The sequence below is a fragment of the Bdellovibrio sp. ZAP7 genome (genome assembly GCF_006874645.1).
Lineage (GTDB): Bacteria > Bdellovibrionota > Bdellovibrionia > Bdellovibrionales > Bdellovibrionaceae > Bdellovibrio.
On record NZ_CP030082.1, the window covers coordinates 2,919,539 to 2,933,464 of the forward strand.

A 13,926-nucleotide genomic window follows, 5' to 3' on the forward strand; every position below is an offset into this window, starting at 1 on the left:
TTTGATTGAAGGTTTACGTTACCGGCACAGGAGTGATTTCCTCTCTGGGCAACAGCACAAAAGAAATGTTCGGCTCTCTGATCGAAGGTAAAAGCGCCGTTCGTCCCATTCCTGCGTGGAATAATCTTAATGGCTTGAATTGCCGTCTGGCGGCTCCTGCAGCTCCCTATGATAATCGCACTCTGCCTCGCACAGTTCGCAGAACTATGTCACCCATGTCAGAGATGACAGCTCTCGCTACTCAGCAAGCTTTAACGGAAGCCGGTCTTTCCGTTCAAGAAATGGATTTTTCAAAATCATTGTTATCCGTGGGTTCAACCACGGGCAGCCCCATCGGCCTTGAAGAATACTTTCAAAAGATTTCTGAAAACAATGGCGTGCAGGGACAATCCGGAACGGCCTTCTTTAAAGTCATGAATCACTCTGTTGCATCCAATGTGGCTGTAGCATTGGGATTCAATGGTGCCGTGATTTCCCCGAGCAGTGCTTGCGCTACTTCAGCTCAAGCCGTGATCCTGGGCTGGGAACTTATCAAAGCGGGTCTTTACGACATCGCTATTTGTGGTGGCGCGGATGAGCTTCACTACCTCAGTGTCGCCGTTTTTGATTCTGTCTATGCAGCCTCTCGTGGATATCACGACTCACCTTCGGCCACGCCTCGTCCGTTTGATAAAAAACGTGATGGTCTGATTGTGTCTGAAGGCGCTTCGATTGTTATCCTGGAAAGCGAGCGCAGTGTTGCTAAACGTGGCGCCAAACCTTTGGCTGAATTCTTAGGCGGCGCTTACCGTTGCGAAAGCTCACACATGAGTCAAAGCAACGAAGTGCAAATGCACCATGTAATGACAGCCGCTTTAGAGCGTTCTGGAATCACCAAGGATCAAGTTGAGTATGTCAGCGCCCATGCAACAGGAACAATGCAAGGTGATGCGGCTGAAGCAATTGCTATTGGCAATCTGTTCGGAAAACAAGTTCCAGTGAGTTCTTTGAAAGGTCACTTTGGTCATTCGATGGCGGCGTGCGGAGTGGGCGAATTAATCGCCAGCATGCAGATGATGAATGAAGGTCTTTTGATTGGCACCCGCAACCTGCAAGAAGTCGCCCCTGAATGCGACACGGTCATGCACTTGCAAGCAAATCGCAAAGTGAATGCCAACATCACCCTTAGCAATAACTTTGCTTTCGGTGGCATCAATACAAGTTTTGTTATTAAGAAAATTTAAACAGCACGGAGTGAGTCAGTGAACCAGTACAGCACGCAAGTCGTAGACATCGTTAACAACATTCTTCATGAAAAATTTGAAGTGCCTAAAGATGCATTGGTTCCCACAGCGAATCTTAAAGAAGACCTGCAATTGGACAGCTTGGATTTCGTGGATATGTTTATTTTGTTGGAACAAGAAACCGGCAAAAACCCACAGAACGTAGACTTTATGAAAATCAAAAACTTAGGCGATATCTATCAATTGGTGAGCGAACTTACAGTTCAAGAAACTGTAAACTAATATCCGCCAAGGGTTTATCACCCTCGCAGCTCACCCACGACACGTGGTACGTATCTGCAGGGACACCCGCCTGATCTTTCAATTCTTTTTGAATTTTCACCAAGACTTTATCATTCGGCGCCACGGGATTTTTAATTCTAAAGCTTGAGATGTTACTCAGCAGATTTTTCGACTGCATCATCTCTTGAACAAAGTGCTGACTGATATCGATCATGGCCACAGCGGGAAGAACGGGCATTTGCGGAAAGTGTCCGGAAAAATAAGGCCAGGCGGGAGAAGGTTTTATCTCCACTTCAAGCGCTTCGTCACTTTTTGTGCGAATCGTATATGTCCCTGAAAGTTCCTTGGCCAAGTCAATCATAGGTGAGAAAATACACCCGGAGGAATCCCTGTGTACATTCAAAATTATTCATGCACCACAGCAGCGGGATTCGGCACTCGCGCCCTGATGTCAGCTCTCTATTCTGGGAAAGACTGCTCCGTCCCGGTCGAAAGCGGCGGGCGCGTGTGTTATCTGGAACAGAAACCAGAAAAAACTCAGACGTACAAAAATATATTCGTAAATGCGTTTAAGCAACTCACGTTGTCGGTGCGCGAAGGCCTTTCCCAAAATGCACACGGTGACATCTCGAAAAGCCGCGCAGCCTTGATCTTTGCTTCCACTAAAGGTTGTATCGAGGATTTTATCTGGGAAGCCACAAGTGAGAACATCCGTGAACTGCAGGATCCGTTCACAGATATCTACCAGGAGTTCACCGAAGCCATGGGGGAACTTGAATGGACACTTCACTGTAACGTCAGCAACGCCTGCGCATCAAGCCACGTCGCCTTGGAATATGCTCAAGATCTTTTCGCCTCGGACCGCGCCGAATATGCACTGATCATCGCAGGCGACCTGATCGGACCGTTCATTTACAAGGGATTTCAATCTTTGAAAGTTATTTCGACTTCGGGAAACCGTCCTTTTTCAGGTGACCGTGAAGGTTTACAATTGGGCGAAGCCATGGCCATGCTTTTACTTTCTAAAGAAAGAAAATCACCTAAAGATTTAAAAATTATCGGCGTTGCTAGTGATACTGAAGGGTCTTCTATCACTCGTCCCTCGTTGAATGGACAGGGGCTTTTGCGGGCAATCGAGAAAGTAAACACTCAAACGGAACTTCATCCAGATCTCGTGATCGCTCATGGCACGGGAACCAAGTTTAATGACTCCGCAGAGGAGAAAGCTCTATTGCAGTTTTTGAACTCTATTGACCTCAAAGAAACACCTATTACCAACACAAAATGGAGCATCGGCCACACGTTGGGTGCGAGTGGTTTGATTGATGTCATTGCGGCCTGTGAAATTTTAAAAACTCAAAAAGCTTTTCGCATTCAAAACACGACAGCTAAAGAGCCGGGTTTTGAGGGAAATTATCTGACAGCAAATAGCGATATCGAGAAATATCGCCGCTTCCGCCAAATTCTTGTCACATCATTGGGCTTTGGCGGAGTTCACGCGGCCTGCGCTATCAGTTCCGAGGAGATAATCAATGAAGCTCGTCGTTGATTTAAAAAACAACTCCGAACCTGCCTGGAGTGCGAAAATTGATCGCTGGTATCAACTGGATGAAGTGGGTTATGCATTTTGCGAAGCGCTTTATCAATGGGAAAACTTGAAAGACGAGACTCATCCTGATGTCATTTTCCTGGCGCTACCAGAAGCCTCGAATGTCGCGGATTTTGATTTTGTTTCTACAGGAGCATCGAGTCCCGCCAAGTTCGTTTTTACTCTACCGAATATTTGTGCCGCGGTGATTTTTCAAATGTTGGGTTTTAGCGGAAAAGTTTATTGTCTGAATAAAGGGGCTGCGACCATTGAGTTTGCAAAACAAGAAGCCCAAGAAATGGCAAAGGCCGGAAAAACCGCGTGGGTTTTTGCCAGCCCTGCAAAACTTCAGAATGAAGGCCGCGAAATTGAATTCGAAGCCTTCTCTGCAAAGTAATTATTAGAAACTATATGCCAATCCGATACCAGGTGCTTTGGGATCCGGCAGGATGTAAGCTTTCACACCGCTATCCACTGGAGTTGCTCCCGCCCAAGCATCAACGATTTCCCAAATGTGGAAACCTAACAAAACACCAAATCCAACAACCGCCAAACCACCGTTGCTGCATTTAGTTTCTTTGTAACCGTAGGCATCTGTTTCTTCTTTGCAAGTGTTTGCCCCGGCAATTAACATCGCAAGGCCCGCAGACTCCGTTGCCGTGAAGATCCAACCTTTATCAGCGTAACGACCTTGAACACCATGACCGATACCAAAACCCAAAGTAGAAGCCAGAACGCCACCCGTTACGTACTTGCCAGTCGCTACTGGAACTTTCGCCGAGCTCGTGCTCACTTCTTCTTGAGCGTGAGCAAGGGAGAAAGACATTGCGATAATTGCTGCTGTAAAAATCTTAAGTAGTTTCAAAATCCACCTCTTTATTATTGCCCACAATATAATTTGAGCCCCACCTGAGCAAGAAGCTTTTTGTCGTTAAACACTTTTCCGTTCACAACTTTAAGTGGCCCGAAATCGTGAGTACAGGTGGTTTCAATACGAATCATGTCGCCCGGTTTGTGATCGACATCAATGAAATCAAACTGCGCATTTTTAACTTCGGCAATAAACGTCACACGCCCCTTATAGGCCGGTTCAATTCCCAAAATATCATTGGCAATCACACTGTAACCGTAGGTTTGTGCGATCCACTCGATGCAGGAGCTTTCGCGAACTTTACCGTCAGAAAAGTAACGCCCTTGAGCTTGCAACGTCACTTGGCCCACACCTTGACCTTTTTTAAATTCCGTCACATCATCAATCCACACCGCTCCACCCTTATGAGGCAGCAAGTATTTCATGTGTTGCACGGACATTGAATCGCCCCACGCGCGTTCGCGTAAAACTTTTTTGATACCCTCAACACGATCGAACTTAAAATTCGCATTCAGCGGAATATCTGAAAAAATAATATTCGAAAGAGCGGGTTTAATGCCAACGGATTCTGCTACCAGTTCCGCGATTTGAGATTTAAGTGTTTCTTTATCTGAAACATCACCTTGAATGATAAAGCCAATGTCTTCACCTAAACGCTCATCGAACAAAGACACCGCCATACATCGGCAGAAAAAGTGCGAAGCGATTTTTCCTTCCAGCACTTCCATGGGAAGCTTCAATCCACCACGATTCACGACCAAATCAGTGCGACCGTTAAAAGTGTAACGAGTTTTCCCACTCTCTGAATGAGGCTTTAATGAATCTTTCAACAGAATTTGTCCGGCGTGCTTAAGCTCACCGTTTTCAAAAATACCGGCACAGGCATTAGAGCCCTCGAAGTAAATGCCTTCTTCCTGAACCTTGACACTGACACCCGAAAGGACATAGCCGATATCCCCGTCTTCTTGTGGTGGAACTCCTGGCGGCAAATGAGTCACGCCCGGAGAAGCTTCCGTTGCGCCATATCCGATACTGGGTTGTTCGATATTTAAAATCGAGCGCATTTGCTGCCACAAATCGCAAGTGGCCATCGCTCCGCCAATAATTGAAGTATAGGATTTATTTGGGATGATGTGTTGTTTTTTTACGAATTGAATCAGATCCACGAAATGCGTGGGCGTTCCTAGCGTCAAAGTGTTGGCGTCGACTTGTTCAAGCCACAGTTGATGAGTTTGTCGGGAGTACGCACCTTCAGAGAATATGATTTGCGCATTATTTAAAACGGCCTGCATATAACCCAGAACCAAACCGAATGTGTGAGTTGGTTGAGGATAAGAGAACACCTTTTGAATGCGCTTTGTATCGTACAACTCACGAATGGCCGAAAGCGAAGTTGTGACGTTTTCTTTAGAATATAAAACCAGCCGATTCACGCCGCTGGTAGTTCCCGAAGTGAAGACTCCCAAAACCGCCGATGCGATGATTTTCGTTTCGGAATCAGTCAGAACGCGCGGAGTTTGTTGAGTCAGCTTTTTGATATCCTCGGGCCACTCACCATGAAGTTGAAATTCCGGAAACATTTGTAGAAATTGAAAATCCCGGTGGTAAGGAGGAACCATAATCACAAGCTCACCAGACTCCCAAAACCTTTTTAAAAGACCTGGCAATTCCTGATGATGAGTTCCCCGCCACAGATGAATCATTATTTCCTCAATGCCTGTTGTTGCATGGTTTGAGTCAGATTTAAGATTTCTTGTCCCAGACTGCGATCATAATTCACAAAGCTCACCTGGCTTCGCACCATCGAGTAAACCTTTTGAGACTTTTCACTTTGAAGTTTGATGTCTTTTAAATCCAAGGCTTGAGCCAGACAAACCAACTGCATCGCCAGAATTTTGTAAACGCCTTCAAGCATATCCAAACACGTCATTGAAGCACTCATGCCCAAAGAAACTTTGTCCTGGTTATGGGATTCAGACGAGCGCGAGAAAATTCCACTGGGAATGGAACGTTGAATGACTTCACTGGTGATGGCACCCACTGTTTGGTGCAGACCTTTCAGTCCATGGTGCATATGCTGTTCATTTGCCGGAATTGATTTGGTATCGATCAAATTCGCAGACAAGCCGCGATTGAATTTATCACTCACCAACATCAACACCTGACGGTCTGCCAAATCTGCAATGTGGGCCAGATTTATTTTCACGAAATCCATGGCTTGGCATAAATACCCGCCATAGAAATTTCCGCCCATCTCCAAGCCGCCTTCAAAATTTACGACGGGATTATCTGTCACCGAATTGATTTCGTGCTCAAGGCTTGTCCAGGAGTGTTTCAAATTCTCACGAATCGGGCCCAGGATCTGTGGCACACAACGCATGGAATACGGGTCTTGAATGAATTCAGATGTTTTATTTTTAGCCACCGCAACATCCTGGCCGCGAGCAGGACGGTAATTTTCTGCATCCAAAAGCTCACGGATATTTCGAGCACTCTCACCTTGCCCAGGATTGGTTTTGGCAACCTCATTGATGAAGGCTCCAAAGGCTTCCTTGCGTCCCCCCAAGATCAAACATTGCCACGCAGCTGCGACTTCACAAAGCTCGACGATAAAATCAGTAAGCTTCAGATTATAAAGCACCATTCCGGCCATCGTGGAAGTTCCGTTCACAATTGCCAAACCTTCTTTGGGTTTCAATTTGTAAACAGGCAGATTCAATTTCTTAAGAACGTTTTCAGCAGATGTGCGTTGGCCCTTGTGGAAAACTTCGCCGATACCTTGAACTGTTTGTCCGAGATAAGCTAGTGGCACTAAATCTCCACTGGCACCTAATGAACCCTCGCAGGGCACCACCGGCAAGACATCATTTTCTAAAAGCAGACACATTCTGGCGATAAGTTCGGGGCTGACCGCAGAAACACCTTGAGCCAAAGAATTTAAACGCACCAAAAACATGGCACGGGAGGCCTCAGTGGGAATCGTGCGACCTTGGCCACAGCTTAGATAATTGATCAGATTTTTTTGCAACTGATCCGCGTGATCACTTTGCACATAGTGCGTGGAGTTTTCGCCAAAGCCAGTCGTCACTCCGTAAATAGGTACGCCCTTATCGATCAGGGTCTTTAAGGATTTAAATGAATATTCGATTTTTTTATGTAGGTTTTCAGCGACAGAAATTTTCGAAAAAAGCTCTCGCTGAAATACAAAATCAGATAAGTCTTTAACTTTAAGATGCCCTTGCAGCACCAATTCCTTAGCCATGCCCTAAACCCCGTAAACGAAAACTATAAACCGGGGTTCAAAGGGGTTGCACCCCTTTTTTACTGACACAGCTGCTCAATTCTTAACGAATGACCAAGTGATTTTTCAACTGATTATGCCCACCGTCAGTGTGAGGGAAATGCTGGTGCAAATGCCTACCACAGGCCTCGATGGCCTCATTAAATCCAGCGGCCCAGTCGCCCTTGTTCAGTTGCTCACCCAATTTTGCCAGAACTTGATTCCAAGTTTCTGGAGGAAGTTTTCCGTTAATCCCCTCATCAGCCAGAATCACCGCTTTTCGCTCCATCACCGAGACAAAAATCAAAATCCCCGTCCCCTGATTGGTGCGATGAATTTTATTGAGGTAAAACTCCAAGTGAGCACGCTGATGCACCTGATCCACCTCGTCACGCTCGGGAACAAAGATTTTTTGAATAAACGGCATCTTCGCCAAGGCAAAAGAGATGTAATAGATGCCAACAACCAAAAATGGCCAGATGTAGACCCATGGAGTCACCCACAGCAAATCTGCAAAAGGCAATTCCGCGATCACCAAAACCAAAAGCAAAAGAAGAGTTAACGTCATCGGAACATGCCCCACCGAAGAAGAGCTCTTGACGATAACGGGTACAATCTCACCATCGGTGTGTTCTTCAACTCGATGAACCGTTTGGGAGATTTGTTCAATTTCTTTATCTGAAAGATATTTATCAATCCAAGCCATTTTAATTACTCCGATCACGCGCACACTAGTAGCGCGCTGTCAGGAAAGATTTTTCAAGGCGCAAGGAGGAAGCTGCACATTGTACTGCGACGACGCAGCAACGCGGAAAAAGCTTTCCGGGCAGCGTGCTACCAAGAACCCGAAGAGCCGCCGCCACTGAAACCACCGCCGCCTCCGGACCAACCGCCACCACTGCCACCACCCCAGCCTCCACCGCCGAATGTGCCGCCACCATATCCACCACGACCACCCAAGTAACGACCACGGCCGCCCCCGAATCTGCCCAGAATAGAAATGATGATTAAAAGAAGAATGATAACGCCAATGGGAATACCACCACCTTTGTCGTCAGAACGATCCTCGGTGGTCATACCTTTTTCGTCAGCAAATTCCTTGTCAGCCAAAGCCATGATCTGCGCGACACCGGCATAGATTCCATCGGCATATCTTTGTTTGCGGAAATAAGGAGTGACAACATCGGCGATGATTCGTTTCGCATAGACATCGGGAATCGCTCCCTCAAGTCCTTGCCCGACTTCGATGCGCATTTTGCGATCTTGCAGAGCAATTAGGAATAGAACGCCGTTGTCTTTTTTAGCATCGCCCAACTTCCACTGGTCGGTGATTTTAATAGAAGCTTGTTCAATCGGCTCGCCTTCAAGGCTGTTGATCACCAAAACTTGGATCTGCGCTTTGCCACGTTTGTTGAAATCAAACAGGAGCTGCGTCAGATCCTGGCGCATCGAACGTGGGATCACACCCACTTCGTCCATGACAGGTCCCTGCAAGGCAGGAACCTTGAATTCAGCGCGAGCTTGAAAGCTCGCCACCAAAAGAATGGGCAGCAAAAGCCAAGATAGAATACGCATTAGAATTTAACTTCTGGAGCTTTCTCAGCTGTTGCCTTTTCATCAGCGGACATATCCCACTGAGGCATCTTTTCGAAATGATACATCACAGAGTTTGTCCAGCTTGTTGGCGGAACAGTTACCAGATTATTAAATTGATTGATCGATTCAATATAACGTTGGCGAGCAATTGTAATACGATTTTCTGTGCCCTCAAGTTGAGCTTGAAGATCACGGAAATTCTGATCCGCTTTCAAGTTCGGATAATTTTCCGTCACCACCATCAAACGACCCAAAGCTTGGGACAAACCACTTTGCGCTTTTTGATATTCCGCCAATTGTTGAGGTGTCACTTTGGATGGATCGATCTGCATTGAAGTTGCTTTTGCGCGAGCTTCCACCACTTGAGTCAAAGTGGTTTCCTCGTGTTTCGCGTAACCTTTTACAACGTTCACCAAGTTTGGAATCAGATCAGCTCGACGTTTGTATTGATTTGATACCTCTGCCAAGGAAGCTTCCGTCGCATTTTTGGATTGAGGAATACTTTGAATCCCGCATCCCGCTAGAAATGGCAATACCAGAGACATCAAAAGAACTTTAGACATACGTTTCATGAGAAAAACCTCCATGTCCATTTCTATCGAATCTCTCAGTGACGCTCAATGAAAACCAGTCTATATTGGTCGAATGACACGCACGATTAAGCTTCGCTACACCGAGACAACCGGTTGCATCTTCGTTGACAAGATTGCCGGCCTAAACACGCACACTCCAGAGCATGGACAACGTGGTTGCGTCGAAGTGTACGAAGAAGAGTTGGATCGCAAACTATTCGTCGTGCACCGCCTGGATAAAGCGACCTCTGGCGCTCTGTGTTTTGCTAAAACTTCCGAGGACGCGGCGGAAATCTCCCGCCTCTTCGAACAACATTTGGTAAGTAAGAAATATCTTTTTTTAACTGACAAGCCGGCAGGTTCGTTAGAATTCACTTATCAATCCCACATCGAAAAAGAAAAAAATAAATTCGTTAGCACCAAAGATAAAGACCCTAATTCCAAAACTACATTCCGATGGATCAAAGCTTTAGGGCGCTTTCAACTATGGGAAGCCATTCCTCACACCGGAAAACCGCACCAGATTCGCCTGCACGCCGAGGCCAAGGGCATTCCGATTTTGGGTGATAGTGAACACGGTGGCAGTCGTTTTTATCGACTGTGCTTGCACTCCCACTCTTTGGAGTTCACTTTGCGTGGAGAACCCATTAAGTTCGAAACAGACCTTCCCGTATGGGCCAAAGATGGCGAATTAAACGAGCACGAGGAAGATCTGATTTTGGCAGAGGCGTTTCAACGTCGCGAGCGTCTGTACAAATTCACGGAACTGAAAGACGAATGTTTGCGCCTGTCTCATCGCGAGCTCGATACCTACCGTATCGATCAATATGGTGAATACCTTTGGGTGTATTGGTACAAAGAAGAGGACCCGTCTGTACCGGATCTTTTGCGCTTTGAGCGCATCTCGAAAAAACTAAAAAAGAAAATCCTGATTCGAAAAATGCTCAACCGCGGTGACGATCCCAATGCGGAGCTTTTGTGGACGATCGGTCAGACCCAAACAAGCTGGGTCGCCAAAGAAAACAATGTGAAGTACGAACTTCGCAGTGACACGGGGCTTTCCCCTGGTTTGTTTTTGGATCAACGTGAAAATCGCCTGTGGGTCAGTGAGCACGCCCAGGACCGTCGCGTTTTAAATCTTTTCTCTTATACCAGCGGCTTTAGTGTCGTTTCAGCCATGGCAGGAGCAGAGGAAGTTTGCACGGTTGACGTCTCTTCAAATTTCCTGGATTGGAGCAAGCGCAATTTCATCCTTAACGGACTTGATCCAGAACATGAAAAATATGAATTCTGGAATAGTGACTGCATCTTGTTCCTGAAAGGGACTGTTCGACGTAAAAGAAAATTCGGTTTAATCATTTGCGACCCACCGTCTTTTGGTCGCTCCAAGAACGGTGTTTTTTCCATTAGTAAAAACTTTGATGAACTTTTAATCAATGCTATGTACTGCCTGGAAAAAAATGGCTTGTTGTTGTTCTGTACTAACTATGAAAAGTGGACAAGTGGCGATCTGCATTTGCGCTTGGAAAAACTTAAAAGAGAATTCTCGTTCAAGATTCTGCCTGCTCCCTCCCAAGGAATTGATTTTGAATTGCCGGATCAGGAACCTTTGATGAAATCCATCATCCTTCGCAAAAACTAAAATAAATTGCGCAGAGTACCTTTTGCGTTTTCTTAACATACGTCTTTCATTTTTAAAATGAAGCAGTCTTAAGTTGCAAATTAGCACAACTGGATTCAAGGTTTGAAACGTTGTTGAACCTTTTCTAGGAGTGAACTGTGCAGAGACATGATGTCCGGACCGATGAAGACATGTTCAAAGCAGTTGGCGACAAAGGCGTCAGTATTAGAGTGGGCGCGGACCGCTCGGCCGCAAACTTCCGTCTGGATCAACAAGAAGACGTCACAACTTTCCATCAAGAAATCCTGAACTTGCTAAATCCCAACAAACCTGATGCAAGGAGCACACATGCTCGCCCTCATTGAATACTCACTGGTTGATGAAATGAATCGCGGAACTGGTTTTGGTTGGCTTCTGATGCTGGGTATCGCCCTGGTCGGTGCCATCGTCATAAAAGCCATTTTGAAATTTGCAGAAGCGCGCCTGGTTAAGTACATCACGAAATATCAGGGTATTTGGGACGATATCGTCTTGCAGTGTCTTGGGGCTACCAAGGCCTTGGTGCTTTTCTTTTGGATTTTGCATCCCCTGGTTCAAAGCACTCAAGCGACCAATGGCAAAAAAATCGTCTTGCTCCTTTTCGTGTTGGCTTCTTCGCTGCAGATTGCTCTGTGGGGCCTTCGATGTATCCACTTATGGAGAGACGACGTCGTCAAAAAAAGAATGAAGACCGATAGGGAATCTGCTTCAGCCATCCGCCTGATTGCTTCAGGCATTCAGGGACTCTTCCTTATATCATTGGTCTTAGTCGGTTTAAGTAATTTAGGTGTCGACATTGCAGCTCTGATTGCAGGCCTGGGAGTCGGTGGTATTGCTGTGGCATTGGCGGCGCAAAATATTCTGGGTGATCTTTTTGCCTCTCTTTCCATTCTGTTGGATAAACCTTTTGTGGTCGGCGACTTTATCGTGTCCAAAGGTGACATGGGTACAGTTGAAACCATCGGCATCAAAACCACCCGCCTGCGCAGTCTATCCGGCGAAGAGCTCATTTTCTCTAACAAAGATCTTTTAGAAAGCCGGGTTAAAAACTTTAAGCGCATGTGGGAGCGCCGAGCGGTGATGAACTTTAACATCGGTTATTTAACTGACACGGCCAAACTGGAAGAGATTCCAAAGTGGGTGAAACAGTTTGTGGATGAAGATTCCCTGCTTCGCTTTGATCGCTGTCATTTGATGAATTTTGACGAAGCCTCTTTGAAGTACGAAATCGTTTTTTGGGTGAAAGATCCGGACTTTAATAAATACTTCGATTCGCAGCAAACCTTGATGTTAAAAATGCTGCGTAGGTTTGATGAAGAAGGGATTACTTTCTCTATGGGGGCAAGACCCTTCCTCATGCAACAGGGAGATTCCAACGAGGAGAGCGTGAAAACCCTGGTCAAGAGTGACAGCAAGGACAATCGGAGCGAAGCGAGTTCTCACTGAGACCTGAAATAAAAAAAGGAGCCTTCTCGGCTCCTTTTTTTATGGATAGAAATTGTATTTTATATGAATGCGCTTTTCATCCTGAAGGCCCATTTTAGAGCCACTCAAGAATGCAGGAACCTTACGCTTTACTCTTTTGCGATCTTTCGGAAAGCGCATATCATCAACGAAACAATCAAAGCGTTCATCCTTACACAGACTCAGGAAATCCCCTGGTTCATTGGCGAACAAATAGGCATCCATCGCGCGTGCCATCTTATCGCCCAAGTCCAAATCAGCTTGCTGAACTACGATACCGCCACCCGTTTTCACTTGTGGCTTGGCTGAGGTCGGCTCGCCCGGAACTTTTTTAATAATCACACGGGGTTTACATTCGGGTGGCAAATCCAGCTCGGGCTCGCAATCACAAAATGTTTTCTTAAGAGTCGCACAAGAGCTCAGTGTTAAAACCAGCAAACAAAGCCCTAAAACCTTCATCATTATTTCTTACCCCAGTTAGACCAAAACTGACCCGCCCCTTTAGGGTTGGCCTTCGCATATTTGTAAAATTCCTGCACGAAAGCAGCACGCTCTTTTTGATAAAGATATTTCCAGTCGGTTTCCGCTGGAATCGTCATCACATCATAATCATCACTCAGCTTGGTATTGCGTTCGATGATGGTTTCAAGTGAATCCTTTTGCGCGTTATGAAGCATATCATACATCACCATAAAAGTGGTCGTACGTCCTTTGCCCGCGCGGCAATGAAAGTGCACCCAGTTATTTGCCGGCAGATCACGAACCGCTTGGATAAACAGGTCGACTTCGTTATCAGTGGGACGAACATGATCCGTCACCGTCAAGCGCAAATACTGATGACCCGCGCTGCGGACCAGGCTTTCTTCAGTTTCAATGCTTTTGATCTCCACACCAGCAATTTGCTCACCGACTCTTAAATCGCCCAACAGACGGCGCTCGCGCTGAATGACATCCTCATGACCCAAGTCAGCGTTCGCCCAATCGCGGTCCGCCTGCCAGGTTACTGGCTTATCATTTATCAAACCATGGGATTCCTGGCGCAGGTCAAAGACATAAAGCTGCGCTTTTTTCTTTTTCGCGGGTTTCGCGATCTCTTTTAAAGCTGGCGGAGCAAAACTCGCACTGCCCGACATACTAAGACTGTCATTTTTTCGATAATTCACAGGTTTACGAACATCGTATTTCGTATCGAAAACCAACTCCACTGGTTCGGTGCGAGTGGGTTTTGTCATAAAGAAGGGAAGTTTGCTTTTTGGGTCAGCTGATTCCGGTTGGTTCGCTGCCACGGGCGTATTGGTAGGTTCTGACGTGACATTTTTCTCTGCACAGGCGGCGATCACGAAAGGCAAAAGAAAGATCCATTTTCTCATACGTCCTCCATATGAGAAAA

16 protein-coding genes are annotated in these 13,926 nt (G+C 46.2%); 7 read left to right on the top strand and 9 right to left on the bottom strand.

Annotated features, from left to right (window positions below; translation table 11 throughout):
- The first annotated feature begins 5 nt into the window (after positions 1-5).
- Positions 6-1,223: a beta-ketoacyl synthase gene (locus DOM22_RS14105; protein ID WP_142700997.1), complete on the top strand. Its 1,218-nt coding sequence runs from the start codon at positions 6-8 to the stop codon at positions 1,221-1,223.
- A gap of 18 nt (positions 1,224-1,241) precedes the next feature.
- On the top strand, positions 1,242-1,505 hold the full coding sequence (locus DOM22_RS14110; protein ID WP_142700998.1) for a phosphopantetheine-binding protein: 264 nt from the start codon (positions 1,242-1,244) through the stop codon (positions 1,503-1,505).
- On the opposite strand, the gene DOM22_RS14115 is transcribed toward DOM22_RS14110, so the two are convergent.
- Positions 1,480-1,866: a hypothetical protein gene (locus DOM22_RS14115; RefSeq protein WP_142700999.1), complete on the bottom strand. Its 387-nt coding sequence runs from the start codon at positions 1,864-1,866 to the stop codon at positions 1,480-1,482. The genes DOM22_RS14110 and DOM22_RS14115 overlap by 26 nt on opposite strands.
- A 30-nt stretch (positions 1,867-1,896) precedes the next feature.
- Between DOM22_RS14115 and DOM22_RS14120 the strand changes: the two genes are divergently transcribed.
- Together DOM22_RS14120 and DOM22_RS14125 are read left to right on the top strand one after the other, a co-directional pair.
- Positions 1,897-3,054, top strand: a complete 1,158-nt coding sequence (locus tag DOM22_RS14120) for a beta-ketoacyl synthase N-terminal-like domain-containing protein (RefSeq protein WP_142701000.1) — start codon at positions 1,897-1,899, stop codon at positions 3,052-3,054.
- Complete coding sequence (locus tag DOM22_RS14125) at positions 3,038-3,490, top strand: hypothetical protein (RefSeq protein ID WP_142701001.1); 453 nt, start codon at positions 3,038-3,040, stop codon at positions 3,488-3,490. Before DOM22_RS14120 ends, DOM22_RS14125 begins: the two co-directional genes overlap by 17 nt.
- Positions 3,491-3,493: 3 nt before the next feature.
- Here DOM22_RS14125 and DOM22_RS14130 read toward each other — a convergent pair whose 3' ends face one another.
- The 6 genes from DOM22_RS14130 to DOM22_RS14155 form a co-directional block, all read right to left on the bottom strand.
- On the bottom strand, positions 3,494-3,958 hold the full coding sequence (locus tag DOM22_RS14130; RefSeq protein ID WP_142701002.1) for a hypothetical protein: 465 nt from the start codon (positions 3,956-3,958) through the stop codon (positions 3,494-3,496).
- 14 nt (positions 3,959-3,972) lie between these two features.
- On the bottom strand, positions 3,973-5,667 hold the full coding sequence (locus DOM22_RS14135) for a class I adenylate-forming enzyme family protein (protein ID WP_142701003.1): 1,695 nt from the start codon (positions 5,665-5,667) through the stop codon (positions 3,973-3,975).
- Entirely contained in the window at positions 5,667-7,226 is a 1,560-nt protein-coding gene (hutH, locus tag DOM22_RS14140; RefSeq protein ID WP_142701004.1) for a histidine ammonia-lyase, read from the bottom strand. Before hutH ends, DOM22_RS14135 begins: the two co-directional genes overlap by 1 nt.
- A gap of 82 nt (positions 7,227-7,308) precedes the next feature.
- A complete protein-coding gene (locus DOM22_RS14145) occupies positions 7,309-7,950 on the bottom strand; it encodes a TPM domain-containing protein (RefSeq protein WP_142701005.1) in 642 nt (213 codons plus the stop codon).
- 128 nt (positions 7,951-8,078) lie between these two features.
- Positions 8,079-8,819, bottom strand: coding sequence for a YgcG family protein (locus tag DOM22_RS14150; protein WP_210415630.1), 741 nt, complete (start codon positions 8,817-8,819; stop codon positions 8,079-8,081).
- Entirely contained in the window at positions 8,819-9,412 is a 594-nt protein-coding gene (locus DOM22_RS14155; protein ID WP_246845658.1) for a LemA family protein, read from the bottom strand. The genes DOM22_RS14150 and DOM22_RS14155 overlap by 1 nt, the downstream gene beginning before the upstream one ends.
- A gap of 73 nt (positions 9,413-9,485) precedes the next feature.
- On the opposite strand from DOM22_RS14155, the gene DOM22_RS14160 reads away from it, so the two are divergent.
- The 3 genes from DOM22_RS14160 to DOM22_RS14170 all read left to right on the top strand — a co-directional run bounded on the left by DOM22_RS14160 (position 9,486) and on the right by DOM22_RS14170 (position 12,518).
- A complete protein-coding gene (locus DOM22_RS14160; RefSeq protein ID WP_142701006.1) occupies positions 9,486-11,054 on the top strand; it encodes a class I SAM-dependent methyltransferase in 1,569 nt (522 codons plus the stop codon).
- A 137-nt stretch (positions 11,055-11,191) separates the two neighbouring features.
- Complete coding sequence (locus DOM22_RS14165; RefSeq protein WP_142701007.1) at positions 11,192-11,398, top strand: hypothetical protein; 207 nt, start codon at positions 11,192-11,194, stop codon at positions 11,396-11,398.
- On the top strand, positions 11,382-12,518 hold the full coding sequence (locus DOM22_RS14170; protein WP_168196663.1) for a mechanosensitive ion channel family protein: 1,137 nt from the start codon (positions 11,382-11,384) through the stop codon (positions 12,516-12,518). The genes DOM22_RS14165 and DOM22_RS14170 overlap by 17 nt, the downstream gene beginning before the upstream one ends.
- A gap of 39 nt (positions 12,519-12,557) precedes the next feature.
- Here the strand turns inward: DOM22_RS14170 and DOM22_RS14175 are convergent, their stop codons facing one another.
- Together DOM22_RS14175 and DOM22_RS14180 are read right to left on the bottom strand one after the other, a co-directional pair.
- Positions 12,558-12,998: a hypothetical protein gene (locus DOM22_RS14175; protein ID WP_142701009.1), complete on the bottom strand. Its 441-nt coding sequence runs from the start codon at positions 12,996-12,998 to the stop codon at positions 12,558-12,560.
- The gene (locus tag DOM22_RS14180; RefSeq protein WP_142701010.1) at positions 12,998-13,906 is read right to left on the bottom strand and encodes a protein tyrosine phosphatase; all 909 of its coding nucleotides are present in this window, start codon (positions 13,904-13,906) and stop codon (positions 12,998-13,000) included. Before DOM22_RS14180 ends, DOM22_RS14175 begins: the two co-directional genes overlap by 1 nt.
- Positions 13,907-13,926 lie beyond the last annotated feature (20 nt).